Annotated in this window: 22 protein-coding genes and 1 tRNA gene; 18 read left to right on the plus strand and 5 right to left on the minus strand. The window is 65.5% G+C overall.

Features of this window, described 5'->3' with window-relative positions; translation table 11 throughout:
• Positions 1–291: 291 nt before the first annotated feature.
• Positions 292–1392 (plus strand): chorismate synthase, encoded by a 1101-nt coding sequence (aroC, locus tag CFB81_RS07065; RefSeq protein WP_089434922.1) that lies wholly within the window; start codon positions 292–294, stop codon positions 1390–1392.
• Between the two features lie 144 nt (positions 1393–1536).
• Here aroC and CFB81_RS07070 read toward each other — a convergent pair whose 3' ends face one another.
• Positions 1537–3210 (minus strand): electron transfer flavoprotein-ubiquinone oxidoreductase, encoded by a 1674-nt coding sequence (locus CFB81_RS07070; protein ID WP_089434923.1) that lies wholly within the window; start codon positions 3208–3210, stop codon positions 1537–1539.
• A gap of 178 nt (positions 3211–3388) precedes the next feature.
• Here CFB81_RS07070 and CFB81_RS07075 point away from each other — a divergent pair, with 178 nt between their 5' ends.
• Together CFB81_RS07075 and CFB81_RS07080 are read left to right on the plus strand one after the other, a co-directional pair.
• Positions 3389–4171, plus strand: a complete 783-nt coding sequence (locus tag CFB81_RS07075) for an SDR family oxidoreductase (RefSeq protein WP_050012456.1) — start codon at positions 3389–3391, stop codon at positions 4169–4171.
• Between the two features lie 32 nt (positions 4172–4203).
• On the plus strand, positions 4204–4644 hold the full coding sequence (locus tag CFB81_RS07080) for a thioesterase family protein (RefSeq protein WP_089434924.1): 441 nt from the start codon (positions 4204–4206) through the stop codon (positions 4642–4644).
• A 120-nt stretch (positions 4645–4764) separates the two neighbouring features.
• Here the strand turns inward: CFB81_RS07080 and CFB81_RS07085 are convergent, their stop codons facing one another.
• Positions 4765–5310, minus strand: a complete 546-nt coding sequence (locus CFB81_RS07085; RefSeq protein WP_069621344.1) for a LuxR C-terminal-related transcriptional regulator — start codon at positions 5308–5310, stop codon at positions 4765–4767.
• A gap of 215 nt (positions 5311–5525) precedes the next feature.
• Between CFB81_RS07085 and CFB81_RS07090 the strand changes: the two genes are divergently transcribed.
• Both CFB81_RS07090 and CFB81_RS07095 read left to right on the plus strand, forming a co-directional pair.
• Positions 5526–6230, plus strand: a complete 705-nt coding sequence (locus CFB81_RS07090) for a CoA transferase subunit A (RefSeq protein ID WP_069621345.1) — start codon at positions 5526–5528, stop codon at positions 6228–6230.
• 1 nt (position 6231) lies between these two features.
• A complete protein-coding gene (locus CFB81_RS07095; protein ID WP_069621346.1) occupies positions 6232–6873 on the plus strand; it encodes a CoA transferase subunit B in 642 nt (213 codons plus the stop codon).
• A gap of 76 nt (positions 6874–6949) precedes the next feature.
• On the opposite strand, the gene CFB81_RS07100 is transcribed toward CFB81_RS07095, so the two are convergent.
• From CFB81_RS07100 to CFB81_RS07110, 3 genes are read right to left on the minus strand one after another with little or no spacing between them, the layout of a single operon-like run.
• A complete protein-coding gene (locus CFB81_RS07100) occupies positions 6950–7663 on the minus strand; it encodes an SDR family oxidoreductase (protein ID WP_089434925.1) in 714 nt (237 codons plus the stop codon).
• Positions 7664–7701: 38 nt separating this feature from the next.
• Positions 7702–8718, minus strand: coding sequence for a polysaccharide deacetylase family protein (locus tag CFB81_RS07105; protein ID WP_089434926.1), 1017 nt, complete (start codon positions 8716–8718; stop codon positions 7702–7704).
• An 11-nt stretch (positions 8719–8729) separates the two neighbouring features.
• Complete coding sequence (locus tag CFB81_RS07110) at positions 8730–9287, minus strand: ester cyclase (RefSeq protein WP_089434927.1); 558 nt, start codon at positions 9285–9287, stop codon at positions 8730–8732.
• Between the two features lie 134 nt (positions 9288–9421).
• Between CFB81_RS07110 and CFB81_RS07115 the strand changes: the two genes are divergently transcribed.
• From CFB81_RS07115 to CFB81_RS07180, 13 genes are all read left to right on the plus strand, one after another.
• Entirely contained in the window at positions 9422–10330 is a 909-nt protein-coding gene (locus CFB81_RS07115; RefSeq protein ID WP_089434928.1) for a LysR family transcriptional regulator, read from the plus strand.
• A 124-nt stretch (positions 10331–10454) separates the two neighbouring features.
• Positions 10455–11351 carry an alpha/beta fold hydrolase gene (locus tag CFB81_RS07120; protein ID WP_069621351.1) on the plus strand — a complete coding sequence of 299 codons (897 nt, stop codon included), beginning with the start codon at positions 10455–10457 and terminating at the stop codon, positions 11349–11351.
• A gap of 78 nt (positions 11352–11429) precedes the next feature.
• Positions 11430–11783, plus strand: a complete 354-nt coding sequence (locus CFB81_RS07125; protein WP_069621352.1) for a RidA family protein — start codon at positions 11430–11432, stop codon at positions 11781–11783.
• A 39-nt stretch (positions 11784–11822) separates the two neighbouring features.
• The gene (locus CFB81_RS07130) at positions 11823–14057 is read left to right on the plus strand and encodes a bifunctional (p)ppGpp synthetase/guanosine-3',5'-bis(diphosphate) 3'-pyrophosphohydrolase (protein ID WP_089434929.1); all 2235 of its coding nucleotides are present in this window, start codon (positions 11823–11825) and stop codon (positions 14055–14057) included.
• Between the two features lie 84 nt (positions 14058–14141).
• A tRNA-Val gene (locus tag CFB81_RS07135) sits at positions 14142–14218 on the plus strand.
• Between the two features lie 271 nt (positions 14219–14489).
• Entirely contained in the window at positions 14490–16397 is a 1908-nt protein-coding gene (gene thrS, locus CFB81_RS07145) for a threonine--tRNA ligase (RefSeq protein WP_069621354.1), read from the plus strand.
• Between the two features lie 49 nt (positions 16398–16446).
• Positions 16447–16971, plus strand: a complete 525-nt coding sequence (gene infC, locus CFB81_RS07150; protein WP_071734130.1) for a translation initiation factor IF-3 — start codon at positions 16447–16449, stop codon at positions 16969–16971.
• A 190-nt stretch (positions 16972–17161) separates the two neighbouring features.
• Positions 17162–17359, plus strand: coding sequence for a 50S ribosomal protein L35 (gene rpmI / locus CFB81_RS07155; protein ID WP_004191477.1), 198 nt, complete (start codon positions 17162–17164; stop codon positions 17357–17359).
• Positions 17360–17389: 30 nt separating this feature from the next.
• Complete coding sequence (gene rplT, locus CFB81_RS07160; RefSeq protein WP_004192938.1) at positions 17390–17749, plus strand: 50S ribosomal protein L20; 360 nt, start codon at positions 17390–17392, stop codon at positions 17747–17749.
• 149 nt (positions 17750–17898) lie between these two features.
• A complete protein-coding gene (gene pheS, locus CFB81_RS07165; protein ID WP_006486107.1) occupies positions 17899–18912 on the plus strand; it encodes a phenylalanine--tRNA ligase subunit alpha in 1014 nt (337 codons plus the stop codon).
• Positions 18913–19007: 95 nt separating this feature from the next.
• Positions 19008–21437, plus strand: a complete 2430-nt coding sequence (gene pheT, locus CFB81_RS07170; RefSeq protein ID WP_089434930.1) for a phenylalanine--tRNA ligase subunit beta — start codon at positions 19008–19010, stop codon at positions 21435–21437.
• A 71-nt stretch (positions 21438–21508) separates the two neighbouring features.
• Entirely contained in the window at positions 21509–21895 is a 387-nt protein-coding gene (locus CFB81_RS07175; RefSeq protein ID WP_006486093.1) for an integration host factor subunit alpha, read from the plus strand.
• Between the two features lie 52 nt (positions 21896–21947).
• Complete coding sequence (locus CFB81_RS07180) at positions 21948–22361, plus strand: MerR family transcriptional regulator (RefSeq protein ID WP_089434931.1); 414 nt, start codon at positions 21948–21950, stop codon at positions 22359–22361.
• The last annotated feature ends 39 nt before the right edge of the window (positions 22362–22400 follow it).

The following is a 22400-nucleotide window of genomic DNA, read 5'->3' on the forward strand; positions in this document are numbered from 1 at the left end:
CGGGCGGGCGTCGGCTCCGGCGCGGGATGATCGATCCGCGCACTTGGCCGGGATGGCGGCCCGGTTCGGCGGGTCTCCAGCGCAACGCCGAGGGCCTGCGGTCGCCACACCTGCGTCGCATCCGCCCTTATCCGCGGCCGGCCCGTGTGGTCTGAACGGTTCACCCGGCACGCAGGCCCCGGGACCGCTGGCATAATAGCGGTTTACCTCTTTCTCGACCGGCAAACGATCGACCTGCCTGCGGCTCCGGCAGCGCATCGGTTTGACCATTTCTCTTTGGGCGGTTCCATCATGTCCGGCAATACCCTCGGCACGCTTTTCACTGTCACGACCTTCGGCGAATCGCACGGTCCCGCGATCGGCTGCGTGATCGACGGCTGCCCGCCGGGGATGGGGCTGACCGAAACCGACATCCAGATCGAGCTCGATCGCCGCAAGCCCGGCACGTCGCGGCACGTGACGCAACGGCAGGAGGCCGACGAGGTCGAGATCCTGTCGGGCGTGTTCGAAGGCGTGACGACCGGCACGCCGATCGCGCTGCTGATCCGCAACACCGACCAGCGCAGCAAGGACTACGGCAACATCGTCGAGACGTTTCGTCCCGGCCACGCCGACTACACCTACTGGCAGAAATACGGCATCCGCGACTACCGCGGCGGCGGTCGCTCGTCCGCGCGTCTCACCGCGCCGATCGTCGGCGCGGGCGCGGTCGCGAAGAAGTGGCTGCGCGAGCGCTTCGGGGTCGAGGTGCGCGGCTACATGAGCGGCCTCGGCGACATCGACGTGCCGTTCGTCGACTGGTCATACGTGCACGAGAACCCGTTCTTCTCGCCGAACGCGGCCGTCGTGCCGGAACTCGAGGCGTACATGGATGCGTTGCGCAAGGACGGCGATTCGATCGGCGCGCGCATCGACGTCGTCGCGTCGGGCGTGCCGGTCGGTTGGGGCGAACCGGTGTTCGACCGGCTCGATGCCGATATCGCGAAGGCGATGATGAGCATCAACGCGGTGAAGGGCGTCGAGATCGGCGCGGGCTTCGACAGCGTCGCGCAGCGCGGCTCGGTGCACGGCGACGAACTGACGCCGGCCGGCTTCGTCGGCAACCACGCGGGCGGCGTGCTCGGCGGGATTTCGACGGGGCAGGACATCACCGTGTCGATCGCGATCAAGCCGACGTCGAGCATCCGCACGCCGCGCCGCTCGATCACGAAGTCCGGCGAAGAGGCGACGGTGGAAACCTTCGGTCGCCACGATCCGTGCGTCGGCATTCGCGCGACGCCGATCGCCGAATCGATGCTCGCGCTGGTGCTGATCGACCATGCGCTGCGCCATCGCGCGCAGTGCGGCGACGTCGAGACCGCCACGCCGAAGATCGCCGGCAGCGCGACCTGACAGAAGCGGGCGGGGCGCGTCGCGTCGGCCGTCGAACGATGAATGCAAACGGGGCGCTGCGTGATGCAGCGCCCCGTTTTGTTTGCGGCGGTGGTGTGCCGCGACCAAAAAAACGCGCCGCTCGCGGCGGCGCGTTCCGGCAGCTTACATGTTCGGGTAATTCGGCCCGCCGCCGCCTTCGGGCGTGACCCACACGATGTTCTGCGTCGGGTCCTTGATGTCGCAGGTCTTGCAGTGCACGCAGTTCTGCGCGTTGATCACGAGGCGATCGCTGCCGTCGTCGTTCTTCACGAACTCGTACACCGCCGCCGGGCAGAAGCGCGCCTCCGGCCCCGCGTACGTGCGCAGGTTCACGTTCACCGGCACGTTCGCATCCTTCAGCGTCAGGTGCGCCGGCTGGTTCTCCTCATGGTTCGTATTCGAGATGAACACCGACGACAACCGGTCGAACGTCAGCTTGCCGTCCGGCTTCGGATACGCGATCGGCTCGCACTGCGACGCCGGCTTCAGCATCTCGTGGTCCGCATGCTGGTGATGCAGCGTCCACGGCACGTTGCCGCCCATCACCTTCTGCTCCAGCCCGACCATCAGCGTGCCCAGGTACAGGCCCTTCGCCATCCACTGCTTGAAGTTGCGCGCGCGGTACAGCTCCGTGTACAGCCACGATTGCTTGAACGCATCGGGGTACGCGTTCAGCTCGTCCGACTGGCGGCCGGCCTGCACCGCGTCGAACGCGGCGTCGGCCGCCAGCATGCCGGTCTTGATCGCCGCGTGGCTGCCCTTGATTCGCGACGCGTTCAGGAAGCCCGCGTCGTCGCCGATCAGCGCGCCGCCCGGGAACACCGTCTTCGGCAGCGACAGCAGGCCGCCGGCCGTGATCGCGCGCGCGCCGTACGACACGCGCTTGCCGCCTTCGAGGAACGCGCGGATCGACGGATGCGTCTTGTAGCGCTGGAATTCCTCGAACGGCGACAGGTACGGGTTCGTGTAGCCCAGGCCCACCACGAAGCCGACCACGACCTGGTTGTTGTCCATGTGATACAGGAACGAGCCGCCGTACGTATCCGGTTTCAGCGGCCAGCCGGCCGTGTGGATCACCAGGCCCGGCTTGTGCTTCGCGGGATCGATTTCCCACAGTTCCTTGATGCCGATCCCGTACGCCTGCGGATCGGCGTTCGCGTCGAGCTTGTACTTCGCGATCAGTTGCCGCCCCAGATGGCCGCGGCAGCCTTCGGCGAACAGCGTGTACTTCGCGTGCAGCTCCATGCCGAGCTGGAAGTTCTCGGTCGGCTCGCCGTCCTTGCCCACGCCCATGTTGCCGGTGGCGACGCCTTTCACGGAGCCGTCGTCGTTGTAGAGAATCTCCGCAGCGGGGAAGCCGGGGAAGATTTCCACGCCGAGCGCCTCGGCCTGCTGGCCAAGCCAGCGGGTCACGTTGCCCAGCGAAATCACGTAGTTGCCGTGATTCTTGAAGTTGTCCGGCAGCGCCCAGTTCGGCGTGGTCACCGCGCTCTTCTCGGACAGGAACAGGAAGCGGTCTTCGCTCACCTCGACATCGAGCGGCGCGCCGCGCTCCTTCCAGTCGGGAAACAGCTCGGTGATCGCGCGCGGGTCCATCACCGCGCCCGACAGGATGTGCGCGCCGATCTCGGAACCCTTCTCGAGCACGCACACGCCGATCTCGGTGCCTTTCTCGGCGGCCAGCTGCTTGAGCCGGATCGCCGCCGACAGCCCGGCGGGGCCGCCGCCGACGATCACGACGTCGTATTCCATCGATTCGCGCGGGCCGTATTGCTCGATGAGGCTTGCGGGGGTCATTGGCGTTCCTCTAACCGTTAGAATGCTTTTATTCGGGAGCGTATTGTCTGCGAAACGAAACGCTTGCCGCAACAGCATGCAGGTAGATTAGCACGATCGTTCTATTTTTGTGCTAGGGTAATGCCGCCCGGACTGTGCCGCCCGGGCTGGCGCAACGACATCGAAAGGGGATGGGCAAATGGGTCGATCGATCAATCTGGAAGGCAAGGTTGCGCTGGTCACGGGCGCGTCGAGCGGCCTCGGGCAGCGTTTTGCGCAGGTGCTGTCGCAGGCCGGCGCGAAGGTCGTGCTCGCGAGCCGCCGCGTCGAGCGTCTGAAGGAGCTGCGCGCGGAGATCGAGGCGGCGGGCGGCGCCGCGCACGTCGTGTCGCTCGACGTGACGGACGTCCAGAGCATCAAGGCGGCCGTCGCGCATGCGGAGACGGAAGCCGGCACGATCGACATCCTCGTGAACAATTCGGGCGTGTCGACGATGCAGAAGCTCGTCGACGTGACGCCGGCGGATTTCGAGTTCGTGTTCGATACGAACACGCGCGGCGCATTTTTCGTCGCGCAGGAAGTCGCGAAGCGGATGATCATGCGCGCGAACGGCGGCGGCAACGGCAAGCCGCCGTGCCGGATCATCAACATCGCGTCGGTGGCCGGGCTGCGCGTGTTCCCGCAAATCGGGTTGTACGCGATGAGCAAGGCCGCGGTCGTGCAGATGACGCGCGCGATGGCGCTGGAATGGGGCCGCCACGGGATCAACGTGAATGCGATCTGCCCGGGCTATATCGATACCGAAATCAATCATTACCTGTGGGAAACCGAACAGGGCCAGAAGCTGCAGTCGATACTGCCGCGCCGGCGCGTCGGCAAGCCGCAGGATCTCGACGGGCTGTTGTTGCTGCTCGCGGCCGACGAGTCGCAGTTCATCAATGGCTCGATCATCTCCGCGGACGACGGCTTCGGCCTTGCCTGAGCGGATGACATTTCGCAACAAAGAAGACAGCAATGAGCGCAACGAGCGATTACTCCCCCGTTTTTGAGATGTCGATGCCGATCCGCTGGGGCGACATGGACGCATTCGGCCATGTGAACAACACGGTCTATTTCCGCTACATGGAGCAGGCGCGAATCTCGTGGTTCGAGCAGCTTGGCATTGCGGGCGGCAACGGCGAGGGGCAGGGGCCCGTCATCGTCACTGCGTCGATGGAGTTCCTCAAGCAGCTGCACTATCCGGGCGACGTGATCGCGAGGATGTCGGCCGCGAAGCCCGGCCGAAGCAGCTTCGACACCGGGTTCGAGCTCACGCGCGCGGACGATCCGCAGCATGTCTATGCACGCGGCAACGCGCGCTGCGTGTGGGTCGATTACGCGCTCGGCAAGTCGGTGCCGCTGCCGCCGCTGCTGCGCGACACGATCGAGCACGCGCTGGCGACGAAAGTCGGCTGAGCGCGTATATCGGCACGCCCCGCGCATCGGGTCGTCGGTGGCGCGCCGTGCCCGTCGTTTCCGTCAATCGGCCGCCATGTGCGGCCGATCGTCATTCGCGCGCCACCATCCGCTGCGCGTTCACTGCCCGAGCAGGCGCTGCAGCAGCTCCGGCGTATTGTTCGTCCCGTATTTGCGCATCAGTCGCGCGCGATAGATATCGACCGTGCGCGAGCTGATGTCGAGCACGCGCCCGATCTGCTTGCTGGTCTTGCCGGTCGCGAGCTGCGCGGCGATCTCGCGTTCACGCGGGGTCAGCTCGACCGCGACGCGGCGCGTCGCGCTCAGATCCTCGAAGGTCCAGATGCCGGCCGCGAGCGGCGCGGTGCGGTCGAGCGCGCGGCCCGTCACGTGGCACCAGAACAGTTCGCCGTCCGCGCGCTTCATGATTCTGTCATCCGAGTAGACGCCGTTCGCGACCATCACGCGTGCGATGCGCTCGCCGATTCGCTGGAATTCGTCCGTGGACGGGTAGAGCACCGCATACGATTTTCCGATCAGGTCGGCACGCGCGCAGCGGAAGATCGACGCGAGCGCGTCGTTGCAGTCCTCGACCACGCGGTCGCGCGACAGCACGAGGCCGAGCGGCGCGAGGTGGAAGGCGGTCTGGTAATCGAGATCGGGCATGGCGCGGGGGCGGAGGGAAATGCTTATGTATTTTTGCGTATTGTGCCGCATCCGCGCCGCATCGTACCCTTTCAGGCATCTCGCGGCGTTCGTCGCGACATAAAAAGCGTGCCTCGACGCAGGCATCGCCGCGCATGCATAGAATGATGCGGCGGGCTTGCGCCACGTGGCGCGTGAACCGGTTTTGCTGGTTTCCATAGAGGAAGGGACAACTGATGAACAAAGTCTATCCAAGCGCGGCTGCCGCGCTGGAGGGGATCGTCCGCGACGGGCAGACCTTCGCGGTGGGCGGCTTCGGCCTGTGCGGCATTCCCGAGGCGCTGATCGCGGCGTTGCGCGATTCGGGCGTCAAGGGCATCACCTGCATCAGCAACAACGCGGGCGTCGACGGTTTCGGCCTCGGCCTGCTGCTGGAAACGCGCCAGATCAAGAAGATGATCTCGTCGTACGTCGGCGAGAACAAGGAGTTCGAGCGCCAGTACCTGGCCGGCGAACTCGAACTCGAATTCACGCCGCAGGGCACGCTCGCCGAGAAGCTGCGCGCGGGCGGCGCGGGCATCCCCGCATTCTTCACGAATACCGGCTACGGCACGGTGATCGCGGAAGGCAAGGAAACGCGCCAGTTCGGCGATCGCCATTACGTGCTCGAGCCGTCGCTGACGGCGGACGTCGCGCTCGTGAAGGCGTGGAAGGCCGACAAGTCCGGCAACCTGATCTATCGCCGCACCGCGCGCAACTTCAACCCGATGTGCGCGATGGCCGGCAAGATCACCGTGGTGGAGGTCGAGGAGATCGTCGAGAACGGCGCGCTCGATCCGGATCAGGTTCATACGCCGGGGATCTTCGTGCAGCGCATCGTGCTGAACGCGACGCCGGAAAAACGCATCGAACAACGCGTCGTACGCGCGAAAGGAGACTGACATGGCCTGGAATCGTGACCAGATGGCCGCGCGCGCGGCGAAGGAACTGCAGGACGGCTTCTACGTGAACCTCGGCATCGGCCTGCCGACGCTCGTCGCGAACCACGTGCCGGAAGGCGTCGAGGTGTGGCTGCAGTCGGAGAACGGCCTGCTCGGCATCGGCCCGTCGCCGACCGAAGACGAAGTCGACGCCGATCTGATCAACGCCGGCAAGCAGACCGTCACGACGCTGCCCGGTTCGTCGATCTTCTCGTCGGCCGATTCGTTCGCGATGATCCGCGGCGGCCACATCAACCTGGCGATCCTCGGCGCGATGCAGGTCAGCAAGCAGGGCGACCTCGCGAACTGGATGATCCCCGGCAAGATGATCAAGGGGATGGGCGGCGCGATGGACCTCGTCGCGGGCGTGAAGCGCGTCGTCGTGCTGATGGAGCACGTCGCGAAGGGCGATCAGCACAAGATCCTCGACGAATGCAACCTGCCGCTCACGGGTGTCGGGGTGGTCGACCTGATCATCACCGATCTCGGCGTGATCGAAGTGACGCCGTCCGGGTTGAAGGTGCTCGAACTCGCCGACGGCGTGAGCGTCGACGAGATCCAGGCGAAGACGGGCGCACCGCTCGACGTCAGCGCCGTGGCCTGAGCATTACCCTGGTGCGTGATCCTCGACGCCCCGCGTTCCCGACGGAACGCGGGGCGTTTTGTCACGCGCGCACGCGTCACGCAATCGCGCCGCCGCCGTCGATCAGTACCGTCGAGCCGGTTGCATAAGGCGTGGCCGCCAGATACAGGATCGCATTCGCGACATCCTCCGGCTGGCCGACCCTGCGCGCCGGAAGCCGCTGGGCGGCGCCGGCGTACATCGCGTCGCGTGCGTCGGGTGCGAGCTTGTCCCACAGCGGCGTCGCGATCAGGCCCGGCGACACGGTATTCACGCGAACCGGCGCCAGTTCGAGCGCCAGCCCGCGGGCGAGGGCCTCGAGCGCCGCGTTGATCGCGCCTTGTAGCACCGACGACGCGCTCGGCCGCACGCTGAGGTAGCCCGACACGAACGTCAGCGAGCCGCCTGGCACGATATCGATCGCGCGGGCGATGCGATAGGCGCCCCAGAACTTGCTGTCCATCGCTGCCTGCGCGTCGGCGAGCGGCAGCGCCCGGACCGGGCCCGTGGCCGTCTTCGCGGCTGAAATCACGACGTGGTCGAACTGGCCGGCGCGTGCGCAGAACGCATCGACGGCCGCCGTATCGGTAATGTCGAGCGCTTCGGTCCGCACCTGCGCGCCCGGTATGGCGTCGACGTCGAACCTGGCCGGGTCGCGCGACGCGATCGTCAGATGCGCGCCGCGCCGCGCGAATGCCGTCGCGGTGGCGGCGCCGATGCCGGAGCTTCCGCCGACGACGAGTACGTGCTTTCCGTGGAGCGGATCATTCATGAAAGTCTCTCCTGGGTGATGAGTTGAGCGGAATCCGGTCAGATGGTTTCGGTCTCGCGCAGCGTCGACGGGCTGTGCAGCGCGAAGCGCGCGATGTCGTCCTTGCGCATGAAAGCGACTCCGGGGTGTGATCGAGCGTAGTGCAGGAAGGCGTCCCACGCGCGGACCATCTGCGGCGTGCCGCTGATCCGGTCGTGCGCGCTGATCGACATCAGTCTGCGCCGCTGTCCGGCTTCCGCGTACAACTGGTCGAAATCGAGCTTGATCTGCTCGACGAACATCGTCGGCGAGTAGTTGCGGCCTTCGATCAGCAGGATGTCGTTGTTGCGCAGCGTGTACGGAACCACCGCGAAATCGCGACCGCCGACGGTCTCGATGAACGGTTCGTCGCGACTGACGTCGTCGATGTGATACATGTAGCCGAGTTCCTGCAGCAGCGGCAACGTATGCGGTCCGCGCCGCAGCCAGTTGCAGTTGTAGCCGGTCGGGCGCTGGCCGGTCACCGCTTCGACCATGTCGCGCGCTTCGGTCAGGAAGCGGCGCTCGTCGTCGCGGCTCATCGCGAATTGCGCGCGCCACGTCGGGCCGTGCGCGGCGGCTTCGTGGCCGCGCGACACGATCTCGCGGGCCAGTTCGGGGTGCCGGCGCGCGGCTTCCCCGATCATGTGCGACGTCACTTTCACGCCGTGCCGGTCCCACAGATCGAGCAGGCGCGGAATGCCTTCCCGGTAGCCGTATGCAAACCAGGTGGCCGATGCGAGATCGACCGGCACCGACGGCGGGAACGCGACGGCCGGAAACGGGCTGTCCGCGCCCGTGGGCGGTTGGCCGCCCGCCTCGAACTGCATCGAGATCGAGATCACGAGCCGCGCGCCGTCCGGCCAGAACGGCGCGGCGCCCGGCGTCGCGGGCGCCGGTGACGGCGTCGGCGCGGCGGTGGCCGGCAGGGACGTGCCTGCGGCCAGCGCGACGCCGGCCGCGAGCCCGGCGCCGGCCCGGGCCAGGAACCTGCGGCGCGGCGAAGGCGTCGCGGAAGTGTCGTTATCGTGAGTCATCGTCCCCTCCGTCAACCGACGAGCCCGAGCTGGCGCATCAGCGTCAGGTTGTCCTCGATGTGCCAGTTTTCCGCGATCCGGCCGTGGTCGATCCGATAGATATCGGTCGCGATGAAGTCGATCGCCTGTCCGCGCCCGGCCGTTCCGTTGAACGTACCGGTGAAATGCCCGCGGAAATGCAGGTGCACGACGACCCGGTCGCCGGCGACGATCATCTGTTCGATGTCGCAGCGCAGATCCGGGATCGCGCCGCGCATCGTGCCGGAGGCCGCGAGCGGTCCCGGTAGGCCCTGTTCGCGGCCGGGCGGCAGCGTGCGGTCGGTGAAGTCGTCGGCGAGCGCCGCGCGGGCGAGCGCGGGGTCGCCGGTATTCCAGAAGCTGCCGTAGCGGCGCGCGGCCAGAACTTGCGCGCGGGCCTGCGCGGCCGGCAAGCCTGCCGCGACGGTCAGGGCGTGCGGCTCGACGAGATCGGCGGCATGGGCGGCGGCGGGCCAGAGCGCGACGACGCAAGCGGCTGTCGCGAATGCATGCGCGACGGGGCGGGTGGCCGAACGAAGGCGGATCGACATGGTTTCGAGAGTCCTGTGAAAGCGTCAGGCGACGACGCGGAACAGGTATGGTAGGTTTCTGTTTTGCATGTAAATACGGGCAAAAGGCGAATGGATTATTCGAAAAAAGGAAAGGTTGGGGTGAGGCAGGCGCCATGACGCTGATCGACGATTTTCCGGCGCTCGATACCTTCGCGCGGATCGTGTCGGCCGGCAGCCTGTCGGCGGCGGCGCGCGAACTCGACCTGTCGTTGTCCGTCGTCAGCACGCGGCTCGCGCATCTCGAGTCGCGGCTCGGCGTGCGCCTGCTGCACCGGACGACGCGGCAGCAAACGCTCACCGACGACGGCGCGCAGTTTCACGCGCAGGTGCTGCGCATCCTCGCCGAGGTCGAGCATGCGGAAACGCTGATGCGCGATCGCCGCGGCACGGTCAGCGGCGTGCTGCGCGTGACGGCGCCCGGCGAACTCGGCCGCCTGCGAATCGCGCCGCTTATAGCGGCCTTTCAGCAGCGACATCCGCAACTGACCGTGCAGCTGATGCTGACCGATACGGTCGTCGATCTGCTCGCGTCCGACATCGACGTCGCCGTGCGGATCGGCAATCTCGCCGATTCGACGATGATCGCGCGCGAGCTGGCGCCGAATCATCGCGTGCTGTGCGCGTCGCCGGGCTATCTCGCGGCGCACGGGTCGCCGGCCCATCCGGCCGAGCTTCGTGCGCATCGATGCATCGTGATGGGCGACCAGCCGCGGACCGAATGGCGGTTCGACGGCGTGCAAGGCGGCGTGGCGGTCGAGGTGACGGCCGCGCTGCTGACCAACGACGGCGGCGCGGCGCGCACGCTGGCGCTCGAGGGCGCGGGCATTGCGCTGAAGTCGATCTGGGACGTCGGCGCCGATCTCGACGCCGGTCGGCTCGTACGCGTGCTGCCGGCCTTCGCGGCGTCCGCCGCGCCGCTGCATGCCGTCTATCCCGGCGGTCGTCACGTGCCGTTGCGCGTGCGGACGTTCGTCGATTTCCTGCGCGAGCAGTGGCGTCACGCGTGGCGCCGCCACGACTGAACCCGTCCCGGGTGGCGGGCCGGGCGCGTGCCGACCCGTCATTCCGAAGCGGTTTACAATCGTTTGCATCGGGCGTCGCAAGCGTTGCCCCGCGCGTCGCCCCCCGTTCGACAGGATGCCAACGATGCCAACGACCCCAGCGAATCCCCTGGTTCCCCGCCAGCGGCGCGTGCAGTGTGCAAGCACGGCCGGCCTTCATCACGTCGCCTATACCGAGTGGGGCGACCCCGCGAATTCGCGCGTGCTCGTCTGCGTGCACGGTCTGACCCGTTCCGGCCGCGATTTCGACCGGCTTGCCGCCGCGCTGTCCGATACGTATCGCGTCGTCTGCCCCGATGTCGCGGGGCGTGGCCGGTCGGACCGGCTGGCCGATCCGCGGCTCTATGCGATTCCGCAATACGTGGCCGACATGGTGACGCTGATTGCGCGGCTCGACGTCGAATCGGTCGACTGGTTCGGCACGTCGATGGGCGGCCTGATCGGCATGGCGCTCGCCGGGCTGCCCGGTTCGCCGTTGCGCCGGATGATCGTCAACGACGTCGGCCCGCGCATCGAACCCGATTCGCTGACGCGCATCGGCGAATACCTCGGCGTGCAGCCGCGCTTCGCGACCGAGCAGGAGGGGATCGACTATCTGACTTCGCTGTCGCTGCCGTTCGGTGCGCTGAGCGCCGACGAGTGGCGCGAGATCAACGGGCCGCTGCTGCACGAACTGCCCGAAGGTGGCTGGACGATGCGCTACGATCCGCGCATCGCCGAGCCGTTCAAGGCGACGACGCCCGAACTGGCCGCGCTCGGCGAGGCCGCGCTGTGGCGTGCGATCGAGACGACGGACGCGACGCTGCTCGTCGTGCGCGGCGAGACGTCCGACCTGCTGTCGCGCGAGACGGCGGCCGAAATGGTTCGTCGCGGCCGGCATGTGACGCAGGTCGAGATTCCGGGTGCGGGGCACGCGCCGGCGTTCGTCAGCGCGGACCAGATTGCGCTCGCGCGGCGGTTTTTCGTCGAAGGCGACGCATAAACGCGTCATAATATGCGGTTCGGCGGCACGCGGGCCGTGCCGCCGCCGAATCCCTACCCATCACGACCGGAACATTTCATGGCAGTCATTCGTCACCACGTCGGGGCCCGTCTCTCCGAAACCGCGATCCACAACGGTACCGTGTATCTGGCGGGCCAGATCGCCGAAGACACCACGCAGGACATTCGCGGCCAGACGCGCGAAGTGCTCGGCCACATCGACCGCCTGCTCGCCGAAGCGAACAGCGACAAGGCGCATCTGCTGTCGGTGCAGATCTACATCTCGGATCTCGCGAACTTCGAAGGCATGAATGCGGAGTGGGACGCATGGGTTGCGGAAGGCAACACGCCGCCGCGCGCGACCGTCGAGGCGAAGCTCGCGGATCCGGCGCTGCTCGTCGAGATCGTGGTCGTCGCCGCGCAGCGGAGCTGAGCGTCAGCCGACGATGACCGTATTCCGGCAGGCCGTGCAATGACCGAATCCGTTTCCGCTTCTCCCGTCGCGGCGCCGTCGTTCGACGACGTGCTCGCGTTCGTGCGCGAGCGGGCCGGCGACGCGCGCCTGTCGTCGGGCGAGCTGCTCGCCGATCACTCGGCCGGCACGGCGGCGATCATGCGCACGCTGAACGTCGATCCGTCCGCGATGCAGGCCGCCGCGCTGTTCGTGCTGACGCCGCACCTGAGCGACCCCGAACGCGAGCTGACCGAGCGTTTCGGCGACGAAGTCGCGCGGCTCGTGGCCGACGTGCGCAAGCTGCTGCGGCTCGGCACCGTCAGCCTGCGCGCCGCGCAGAACGCGAGGCCCGACTCCGGGCGCGACGCGGCGGAAGAGCGGCGTACGCAGATCGAAGCGCTGCGCAAGATGCTGCTCGCGTTCGCACAGGACATCCGCGTGGTGCTGATCCGGCTCGCGTCGCGGTTGCAGTCGCTGCGCTACTACGCGGCCGCGAAGCTCGATCCGCCGCCCGACGTCGCGCGCGAGACGCTCGAGATCTATGCGCCGCTCGCGAACCGTCTCGGTATCTGGCAACTGAAGTGGGAGCTCGAGGATCTCGCGTTCCGCTTCGAGGATCCCGTCACCTACAAGCGGATCGCGAAGCTGCTCGACGAGAAGCGCATCGAGCGCGAGGCGTACGTCACGCAGGCGATCGCGCGGCTGCAGCACGAGCTCGCGCAAGCGCACATCCAGGCCGACGTCAGCGGCCGGCCGAAGCATATCTACAGCATCTGGCGCAAGATGCGCGGCAAGGAGCTCGATTTTTCCGAGCTGTACGACGTGCGCGCGTTTCGCGTGATCGTGCCCGACATCAAGGATTGCTACGCGGTGCTCGGCATCGTGCATCACCTGTGGCAGCCGGTGCCGAAGGAATTCGACGACTACATCTCGCGGCCGAAGCCGAACGGCTACAAGTCGCTGCATACGGTCGTGATCGGCGACGACGGCCGCGCGTTCGAAGTGCAGATCCGCACGCAGGAGATGCATCGTTTCGCCGAGTACGGCGTCGCCGCGCACTGGCGCTACAAGGAGGCCGGCGCGCGTGGCTATGGCGGCCAGTTCTCGGCGAGCGACAAGTACGACGAGAAGATCGCGTGGCTGCGTCAGTTGCTCGCGTGGAAGGACGACGTCGAGGACGGCACCGAGGTGTCGGGCGACCAGGCGTGGGCGCAACTGCGCGAGACGTCGCTCGACGACGACCACATCTACGTGCTGACGCCGCAGGCACGCGTGATCGCGCTGCCGCAGGGTGCGACGCCGGTCGATTTCGCGTACCACCTGCACAGCGAGCTCGGCCATCGCTGCCGCGGCGCGCGCGTCGACGGCGTAATGGTGCCGCTGAACACGCCGCTCGCGAACGGTCAGACGGTCGAGATCGTCGCGGTGAAGGAGGGCGGGCCGTCGCGCGACTGGCTCAATCTGCAGCTCGGTTACCTGAAGAGTCCGCGCGCACGGCAGAAGGTGCGTGCATGGTTCAACTCGATCGAGCAGGAAGAAAACATCGCGCACGGCCGCGCGCTCGTCGAAAAGACGTTGCAGCGCGAGGGCAAGACGTCGGTCAGCCTGGACAGCCTCGCCGCGAAGCTCGGCTTCAAGTCGCCCGAGGAGCTGTTCTCGGTCGTCGGCAAGGAAGAGTTCAGCCTGCGCAACGTCGAGCACGCGCTGTCCGATGCGCCGCCGCCGGAACCGGCGCCCGAGGCGCCGGCCGATTTCGAGAAGCGCAGCAGCGGCGCGAGCGTCGCGCACGGCGCGTCGACCGGCGTGCTGGTGGTGGGCGTCGACGCGCTGCTGACGCAACTGGCGCGCTGCTGCCGGCCGGCGCCGCCCGATCCGATCAGCGGTTTCGTCACGCGCGGCAAGGGGATGTCGATCCACCGCAGCGACTGCCCGACGTTTCGCCGGATGGTCGAGCGCGCGCCGGAACGCGTACTGCAGACGACCTGGTCGGCCGATGTGCTGGGCGGGCGCGGCGCATCCGTCTATCCGGTCGACCTGATGATCGAGGCAAGCGACCGGCAAGGGCTGCTGCGCGATATCTCCGAAGTATTCGCGCGCGAAAAGATCAACGTCGTGGGCGTGAAGACGCAAAGCCGCCGCAATGCGGCCTTCATGCAGTTCACGGTCGAGGTATCGAATTCGGCGCAGGTGCAGCGCGCGTGCACGCTGCTCGGCGAGGTGCAGGGCGTCGTGCGGGCAGGGCGAAAATCCTGATGGGGTTGGATCCGCGTGGTTTTGCTGCGACCGCATAAAACACTTGCCAAGCTGGTGGCCGCCCCATATAATCTTAGCTTCTCTAGGCTCGTAGCTCAGTTGGTTAGAGCACCACCTTGACATGGTGGGGGTCGTTGGTTCGAATCCAATCGAGCCTACCAACGAATTGAGAATGCCCGGCCTCCGGGTGTTCGATGCAGTACACAACTCAACGCGAACAAGGCGAATACGGTTATGACACCGCGAACGTTGACCGAAACCACTTCGGAGCGACGCTAGTCGAGGAACGTTTTCGCCCTTTCAGTTTGAGTGAAGTATCGAATGCGGCCCCTCGAAAGCGGGGCCGCATTTTTTTTGTCGCGAAATTTTCACGCGAGAGTTTGATCTCGCGTACCTGGTCTGCCGCCCACTGTCGGCATCACGGAGAGTGCTATGGTTTCGATACGCTTGCCTGACGGCTCAGTTCGACAATACGAGCATCCGGTGACAGTTGCCGAGGTTGCGGCCTCGATCGGTCCCGGCTTGGCGAAGGCTGCGCTGGGTGGCAAGCTCGATGGCGAGCTCGTGGATACGTCGACGGTGATCGACCGCGACGCGTCGCTCGCGATCGTCACGGACAAGGATGCCGACGGCCTCGACATCATCCGCCACTCGACCGCCCACTTGCTCGCGTATGCGGTGAAGGAGCTGTATCCGGACGCGCAGGTGACGATCGGCCCGGTGATCGACAACGGTTTCTATTACGACTTCTCGTACAACCGCCCGTTTACGCCGGAAGATCTGGAAAAGATCGAAAAGCGCATGCAGGAACTCGCGAAGAAGGACGAGCCGGTTACGCGCCGTGTCGTGTCGCGCGACGAGGCGGCCGGTTACTTCCGCAGCATCGGCGAGAAGTACAAGGCCGAGATCATCGAATCGATTCCGCAAAGCGACGAAATCAAGCTGTACTCGCACGGCGGCTTCACCGATCTGTGCCGCGGCCCGCACGTGCCGTCCACCGGCAAGCTGAAGGTCTTCAAGCTGATGAAGGTCGCGGGCGCGTACTGGCGCGGCGACTCGAAGAACGAGCAGCTGCAGCGCATCTACGGCACGGCCTGGACGAAGAAGGAAGACCAGGACCAGTACCTGCACATGCTCGAGGAAGCGGAAAAGCGCGACCACCGCAAGCTCGGCAAGCAGCTCGACCTGTTCCACATGCAGGAAGAGTCGCCGGGCATGGTGTTCTGGCATCCGAAGGGCTGGGCGCTGTGGCAGCAGGTCGAGCAGTACATGCGCCGCCGCGTGAACGACGCCGGCTATCTCGAGATCAAGACGCCGATGATCATGGACCGGTCGCTGTGGGAAGCGTCGGGCCACTGGCAGAACTATCGCGAGAACATGTTCACGACGGAGTCGGAGAAGCGCGACTACGCGATCAAGCCGATGAACTGCCCGGGCCACGTCCAGGTGTTCAAGCACGGCCTGCGCTCGTACCGGGACCTGCCGCTGCGTTACGCGGAATTCGGCTCGTGCCACCGCAACGAGGCGTCGGGCGCGCTGCACGGCCTGATGCGCGTGCGCGGCTTCGTGCAGGACGATGCGCACATCTTCTGTACGGAAGACCAGTTCATCTCGGAATCGATCGCGTTCAACACGCTGGCCATGAGCGTGTACAAGGATTTCGGTTTCGATCACATCGACATCAAGCTGTCGCTGCGTCCCGATCAGCGTGCCGGTACGGACGAGACGTGGGATCGCGCCGAGCAGGGCCTGCGCGATGCGCTGACCGCCTGCGGCCTCACGTGGGAAGAGTTGCCGGGCGAGGGTGCGTTCTACGGCCCGAAGATCGAGTACCACATCAAGGACGCGCTCGGCCGCTCGTGGCAGTGCGGCACGCTGCAGCTCGACATGGTGCTGCCGGAGCGCCTCGGCGCCGAGTACGTGGCGGAAGACAACAGCCGCCGCCGGCCGGTGATGCTGCACCGTGCGATCGTCGGTTCGATGGAGCGTTTCCTCGGCATTTTGATCGAGCACCACGCTGGTGCAATGCCGGTCTGGCTCGCGCCGTACCAGGCAATTGTGCTCAATATCGCCGAAAGTCAAGCCGAATATGCGCAGGCTCTGACCCAATCGTTGCAAAAACAAGGGGTTAGAGTGGCGGCCGATTTGCGCAACGAGAAGATTAGCTATAAAATACGCGAGCACACGCTGGAAAAGGTGCCTTATCTCCTCGTCGTGGGCGATAAGGAGCGTGATGCGCAAACGGTAGCCGTGCGTGCCCGTGGCGGCGTCGACCTTGGCGTAATGCCGGTCGAAGCCTTCGTTGAGCGTCTGCAGGAAGACCTGCGCTCGTTCAAGTAACCGCCCTGGCAGCGCGGCTCGTTTTTTTAATTTTTAGAGGAAACGTAACATCGCTACTGATAAGTCGTCGCACCGCATCAACGGTGAAATCACTGCGCCGGAAGTGCGCCTGGTCGGGATCGAGAACGAACCGCTCGGTATCGTAAAACTCGCTGACGCTTTCCGTAAATCGGAAGAACTGGATGTTGACCTGGTGGAAATCGCGCCGCAAGCGGTGCCGCCGGTTTGCCGTCTGATGGATTACGGCAAGTTCAAGTACCAGGAATCGAAGAAGCAGCACGAAGCGAAGCTGAAGCAGAAGGTCATCCAGGTCAAGGAAGTCAAGTTCCGCCCGGGTACCGATGACGGGGATTACAACGTCAAGCTCCGCAATCTCGTGCGCTTCCTCGAAGAGGGCGACAAGACGAAGATCACGTTGCGTTTCCGCGGCCGCGAAATGGCTCACCAGGAAATCGGTATGCGGATGCTGGAGCGTCTGCGCACGGATCTCGAGGAAGTCGGCCAGGTCGAGCAGATGCCGAAGATGGAAGGGCGCCAGATGATCATGGTGCTCTCGCCGAAGAAAAAGAAGTAACGGGCCCGCGCGCGTCGCGCGCAGGTTCGACAGTGGTTCGGCGCGTTGCCCGGTCAGGGCGGCGCGCCAACGATGACGGCGGCTGTGCAAGCGGTGCGCCGTACACAAGTGGACTGGGTTTCGAAGGGCGGGTCAAGGGCGCAAGCCAACCGCACACCCATCGCCATCTAATAAACTGGAGTTGTTCGTCATGCCTAAGATGAAGACCAAGAAGAGCGCTGCAAAGCGCTTCGTGGTGCGTCCGGGCGGTACCGTCAAGCGCGGTCAAGCCTTCAAGCGTCACATCCTGACCAAGAAAACCACGAAGAACAAGCGCCATCTGCGCGGCGCAACGGCAGTTCATGATTCCGATCTGAACTCCGTCCGCGCGATGCTCCCGTTCGCGTAACCCCTCAACTGATACTCCAAGGAGAGAAACATGCCTCGAGTCAAACGTGGGGTAACCGCACGGGCCCGCCACAAGAAGATCATCAACCTGGCCAAGGGTTATCGCGGCCGCCGCAATAACGTCTACCGCATCGCCAAGCAGGCGGTGATGCGCGCTGGTCAGTACGCGTACCGCGATCGCCGCAACAAGAAGCGTGTGTTCCGCGCACTGTGGATCACGCGTATCAACGCGGCAGTTCGCCAGCACGACATGACCTACAGCGTGTTCATCAACGGCCTGAAGAAGGCGTCGATCGAACTCGACCGTAAGGTGCTGGCCGACATGGCGGTGTTCGACAAGGCTGCTTTTGCTGCGATCGTCAAGCAGGTGAAAGCCGCCGTTGCAGCCTAATTGCGAAATTAGCACTGCGTGGTTAGTTGCAGCGAGGTTCCGGTAGTCTCGGCCGCTGCAGCGAAAACGGGGCTCTTCCGAGCCCCTTTTTTGTTTGGCGAGGCCATTTCGCTCGCCAAGACCGAATGACGTTGGAAATGATGGGATCTATGGATCTGGACCAGATTGTCGCCGACGCGCAGCAGTCCTTCGAACAGGCTGCCGACATCACCACGCTCGAAAACGAGAAAGCGCGATTTCTCGGCAAATCGGGTGCGCTGACCGAGTTGCTGAAGGGCCTCGGCAAGCTCGATCCCGAAGCACGCAAGACCGAAGGCGCACGCATCAACGTCGCGAAGCAGCAGGTCGAAGCCGCGCTCACCGCCCGTCGCCAGGCCCTGGCCGACGCGCTGCTGAATCAGCGCCTCACCGCCGAAGCGATCGACGTGACGTTGCCGGGCCGTGGCGCCGGTGCAGGCAGCCTGCACCCGGTGATGCGCACGTGGGAGCGTGTCGAACAGATTTTCGGCTCGATCGGTTTCGACGTGGCCGACGGCCCCGAAATCGAGACCGACTGGTACAACTTCACGTCGTTGAACAGCCCGGAGAACCATCCGGCGCGTTCGATGCAGGACACCTTCTACGTCGAAGGCAAGGACGCCGACGGCCGGCAGCTGCTGCTGCGCACGCACACGAGCCCGATGCAGGTGCGTTATGCGCGCATGAACCGTCCGCCGATCAAGGTGATCGCGCCGGGCCGCACGTATCGCGTCGACAGCGATGCGACCCACTCGCCGATGTTCAATCAGGTCGAGGGGCTGTGGATCGACGAAAACATCAGCTTCGCCGACCTCAAGGGCGTCTATACCGACTTCCTGAAAAAATTCTTCGAGCGCGACGACATCCTCGTGCGCTTCCGTCCGTCGTATTTCCCGTTCACGGAACCGTCGGCCGAGATCGACATGATGTTCGAGCAAGGCAAGAACGCCGGCAAGTGGCTCGAAATTTCCGGCTCGGGGCAGGTGCATCCGACCGTGATCCGCAACATGGGCCTCGACCCCGAGCGCTACATCGGTTTCGCGTTCGGCAGCGGCCTCGAGCGCCTGACGATGCTGCGCTACGGCGTCCAGGATCTGCGGCTGTTCTTCGAGAACGACCTGCGTTTCCTGCGCCAGTTCGCATAACGCCGCTCGCCGCGCCGACCTGTGCCCGCGCACGCCCGACGGATGTCTCCGACGGGCCCGGGCGTCGATCTAACCTGTTTCGAACGTAGACATCCATGCAATTCCCTGAATCCTGGTTGAGAACCTTTGTCGACCCGCAGCTGACGACCGACGCCCTGTCGCACGCGCTGACGATGGCGGGGCTCGAAGTCGAATCGCTGAGCAAGGCTGCGCCGCCGACGTCGAAGATCGTCGTCGGCCGCGTGCTCGAAGTCGTCAAGCATCCGGATGCGGACAAGCTCAATGTCTGCCAGGTCGACGCCGGCACCGGCGCGACGCTGAACATCGTCTGCGGCGCGCCGAACGTAGCGCCCGGCATCAAGGTGCCGGTCGCGCTGGTGGGGGCGGAACTGCCGCCGGCGGAAGAGGGTGGCAAGCCGTTCGCGATCAAGCTGTCGAAGCTGCGCGGCGTGGAGAGCCAGGGGATGCTGTGCTCGGCGCGCGAGCTGAAATTGTCCGAGGATCACAGCGGGCTGCTGATCCTGCCGGAAGACACGCCGGTCGGCCAGGACATCCGCGAAACCCTCAATCTCGACGACACGATCTTCGAAATCAAGCTGACGCCGAACAAGGCCGACTGCCTGTCGGTGTTCGGCATCGCGCGCGAGACGGCCGCGATTACCGGCGCACCGCTGACGCCGGTCGACATCCGCCCGGTGAACGTCGAGCTCGACGAAACGCTGCCGGTGCGGATCGCCGCCCCCGATCTGTGCGGCCGCTTCTCGGGCCGCGTGATCCGCGGCGTGAACGCGCATGCGAAGACGCCGCAGTGGATGGTCGAGCGCCTCGAGCGCTCGGGCCAGCGCAGCGTGTCCGCGCTCGTCGACATCTCGAACTACGTGATGTTCGAACTCGGCCGCCCGTCGCACGTGTTCGATCTCGACAAGATCCACGGCGGCATCGAAGTGCGCTGGGGCAAGCGCGGCGAATCGCTGAAGCTGCTCAATGGCAACACGGTCGAACTCGACGAAACGATCGGCGTGATCGCGGACGACCGGCAGGTCGAAAGCCTGGCCGGCATCATGGGCGGCGACAGCACGGCCGTCACGCTCGATACGACCAACATCTACCTGGAAGCCGCGTTCTGGTGGCCGGACAGCATCCGCGGCCGCGCGCGCAAGTACAACTTCTCGACCGATGCGGCCCATCGCTTCGAGCGCGGCGTCGATTACGCGACGACCGTCGAGCACGTCGAGCGCATCACGCAACTGATCCTCGAGATCTGCGGCGGCAAGGCCGGCCCGGTCGACGATCAGGCGGTGAACCTGCCGCAGCGCGCGCCGGTGAAGATGCGTGTATCGCGCGCGAACCGCATCATCGGCGTGAAGATCGACGCCGACGAGATCGCGAACATCTTCACGCGCCTCGGCCTGCCGTTCGAGCGTGACGACGACGCGTTCCTCGTCACGCCGCCGTCGTACCGCTTCGACATCGAGATCGAGGAAGACCTGATCGAGGAAGTGGCGCGCATCTACGGCTTCGAGAAGATTCCGGCGCGGCCGCCGGTCGCGACGAGCGAAATGCGCGCGACCCACGAGACGCGGCGTTCGATCCACGACATCCGTCATGCGCTCGCCGCGCGCGACTATGCGGAAACCGTCAACTTCAGCTTCGTCGATGCGGAGTGGGAGCAGGATTTCGCGGGCAACGACAACCCGATCCGGCTGCTGAACCCGATCGCGAGCCAGCTTTCGGTCATGCGCACGACGCTGTTCGGGAGCCTGATCTCGGTGCTGCGCCACAACCTGAACCGCCGCGCCGATCGTGTGCGCGTGTTCGAATCGGGGCGCGTGTTCATTGCCGATCCGTCGGTGAAGGCCGGCGAGCTGGCGGTCGAAGGTCATGCGCAGCCGAAGCGCGTCGGCGCGCTGGCGTACGGTCCGGCATTCGACGAGCAGTGGGGCATCACGACCCGCGCGGTCGATTTCTTCGACGTGAAGGGCGATCTCGAGGCGCTGCTCGCGCCGGCGGTCGCGCGTTTCGTGAAGGCCGAGCATCCGGCCCTTCATCCGGGCCGCAGCGCACGCATCGAAGTCGATGGCCGCGCGGTCGGCTGGATCGGCGAACTGCATCCACGCCTGATGCAGAAGTACGAGCTGCCGCACGCGCCGGTGATGTTCGAAATCGACGCGGATGCGCTGACTGCACGTGCACTGCCCGCGCCGACCGACGTGTCGAAATTCCCGCCGGTCCGTCGCGATATCGCGGTTGTCGTCGATCAGGCGGTCGAGGTTCAGGCACTTTTCGACGAAATGAAGAAGGCGCTTGCCGAAGACGCCTGCCGATTCGTTCAGAAGGTTGTACTCTTCGACGAATTTCGTGCAAAATCAAATACTTCCGGCGGTCTTGCCGCGAACGAGAAGAGCCTTGCCTTCCGCGTGACGCTGCAGGACGCGGCGGGCACGCTGCAGGACGAGGTCGTCGATCAGGCGATCCAGACGCTGGTCGAGCGAATGGCTCGTGCCGGTGCGCGCCTGCGCGGCTAAGGAGAGGGCCCGCCCGTTCGCGGGCGGCTTTTTCCATCGTAAGTTTTGATTCAACGCGCTGTATGGCAGATATGAACGACATGACCTCGAGTGAATTCGAAGCCCTCCTGACGGCGCAACGCAGTGCCATGAACCGCGACGCTTCGGCGCCGGCGTCCACCGAGACGCCGACGCTGACGAAGGCGGAACTGGCGGAGCTGCTGTTCGACAGCGTCGGGCTGAACAAGCGTGAAGCGAAGGACATGGTCGAGGCGTTTTTCGAAGTGATCCGCGATGCGCTCGAAAACGGCGAAAGCGTCAAGCTGTCGGGGTTCGGCAATTTCCAGCTGCGCGACAAGCCGCAGCGTCCGGGCCGCAACCCGAAGACGGGCGAGGCGATTCCGATCGCGGCCCGCCGGGTGGTAACCTTCCACGCGAGCCAGAAGCTGAAGGCGCTGGTCGAAAACGGCGCGGAGTAATACGCGCCCACGCCCCGCGCGACCACCGCGCATCCTTACCGACGGTTAACCGATGACCACCACGGTTGAGAAAGTCGTCTTGCCTCCGATTCCCGCGAAGCGCTACTTCACGATCGGCGAAGTCAGCGAACTGTGCGGGGTCAAACCACATGTGCTGCGTTACTGGGAACAGGAGTTCACTCAGCTGCGGCCGGTGAAGCGGCGTGGCAACCGGCGGTATTACCAGCATCACGAAGTGCTGCTGATCCGGCGGATTCGCGAGTTGCTGTACGAGCAGGGCTTCACGATCAACGGCGCGCGCAACCGGCTCGATTCGCCCGGCGGCGAGCGGGCCGCGGCGGAGCCGGTCGAATCCGATGTGCACGCCGCCGATGCGCGCGGGGCGGCCAAGGCGGGCGCAAACGTCGATGTTGCCGCGTTGCGGCAGGCGTTGCTGGACGTGATCGACGGACTGAAACACGACTGAGCGTACGGCGCGCAGGATGCATGGGAAAGCCCGGTTGGC

Source organism: Burkholderia sp. AU28863 (genome assembly GCF_002223195.1).
In the GTDB taxonomy this organism is placed as follows: Bacteria; Pseudomonadota; Gammaproteobacteria; order Burkholderiales; family Burkholderiaceae; genus Burkholderia; species Burkholderia sola.

What these genes read in the sequence shown, in the direction of transcription:
- aroC (WP_089434922.1), top strand. Translation starts at nt 292, where the DNA reads ATGTCCGGCAATACCCTCGGCACGCTTTTCACTGTCACGACCTTCGGC.
- CFB81_RS07070 (WP_089434923.1), bottom strand. Translation starts at nt 3,210, where the DNA reads ATGACCCCCGCAAGCCTCATCGAGCAATACGGCCCGCGCGAATCGATG.
- CFB81_RS07075 (WP_050012456.1), top strand. Translation starts at nt 3,389, where the DNA reads ATGGGTCGATCGATCAATCTGGAAGGCAAGGTTGCGCTGGTCACGGGC.
- CFB81_RS07080 (WP_089434924.1), top strand. Translation starts at nt 4,204, where the DNA reads ATGAGCGCAACGAGCGATTACTCCCCCGTTTTTGAGATGTCGATGCCG.
- CFB81_RS07085 (WP_069621344.1), bottom strand. Translation starts at nt 5,310, where the DNA reads ATGCCCGATCTCGATTACCAGACCGCCTTCCACCTCGCGCCGCTCGGC.
- CFB81_RS07090 (WP_069621345.1), top strand. Translation starts at nt 5,526, where the DNA reads ATGAACAAAGTCTATCCAAGCGCGGCTGCCGCGCTGGAGGGGATCGTC.
- CFB81_RS07095 (WP_069621346.1), top strand. Translation starts at nt 6,232, where the DNA reads ATGGCCTGGAATCGTGACCAGATGGCCGCGCGCGCGGCGAAGGAACTG.
- CFB81_RS07100 (WP_089434925.1), bottom strand. Translation starts at nt 7,663, where the DNA reads ATGAATGATCCGCTCCACGGAAAGCACGTACTCGTCGTCGGCGGAAGC.
- CFB81_RS07105 (WP_089434926.1), bottom strand. Translation starts at nt 8,718, where the DNA reads ATGACTCACGATAACGACACTTCCGCGACGCCTTCGCCGCGCCGCAGG.
- CFB81_RS07110 (WP_089434927.1), bottom strand. Translation starts at nt 9,287, where the DNA reads ATGTCGATCCGCCTTCGTTCGGCCACCCGCCCCGTCGCGCATGCATTC.
- CFB81_RS07115 (WP_089434928.1), top strand. Translation starts at nt 9,422, where the DNA reads ATGACGCTGATCGACGATTTTCCGGCGCTCGATACCTTCGCGCGGATC.
- CFB81_RS07120 (WP_069621351.1), top strand. Translation starts at nt 10,455, where the DNA reads ATGCCAACGACCCCAGCGAATCCCCTGGTTCCCCGCCAGCGGCGCGTG.
- CFB81_RS07125 (WP_069621352.1), top strand. Translation starts at nt 11,430, where the DNA reads ATGGCAGTCATTCGTCACCACGTCGGGGCCCGTCTCTCCGAAACCGCG.
- CFB81_RS07130 (WP_089434929.1), top strand. Translation starts at nt 11,823, where the DNA reads ATGACCGAATCCGTTTCCGCTTCTCCCGTCGCGGCGCCGTCGTTCGAC.
- thrS (WP_069621354.1), top strand. Translation starts at nt 14,490, where the DNA reads ATGGTTTCGATACGCTTGCCTGACGGCTCAGTTCGACAATACGAGCAT.
- rpmI (WP_004191477.1), top strand. Translation starts at nt 17,162, where the DNA reads ATGCCTAAGATGAAGACCAAGAAGAGCGCTGCAAAGCGCTTCGTGGTG.
- rplT (WP_004192938.1), top strand. Translation starts at nt 17,390, where the DNA reads ATGCCTCGAGTCAAACGTGGGGTAACCGCACGGGCCCGCCACAAGAAG.
- pheS (WP_006486107.1), top strand. Translation starts at nt 17,899, where the DNA reads ATGGATCTGGACCAGATTGTCGCCGACGCGCAGCAGTCCTTCGAACAG.
- pheT (WP_089434930.1), top strand. Translation starts at nt 19,008, where the DNA reads ATGCAATTCCCTGAATCCTGGTTGAGAACCTTTGTCGACCCGCAGCTG.
- CFB81_RS07175 (WP_006486093.1), top strand. Translation starts at nt 21,509, where the DNA reads ATGAACGACATGACCTCGAGTGAATTCGAAGCCCTCCTGACGGCGCAA.
- CFB81_RS07180 (WP_089434931.1), top strand. Translation starts at nt 21,948, where the DNA reads ATGACCACCACGGTTGAGAAAGTCGTCTTGCCTCCGATTCCCGCGAAG.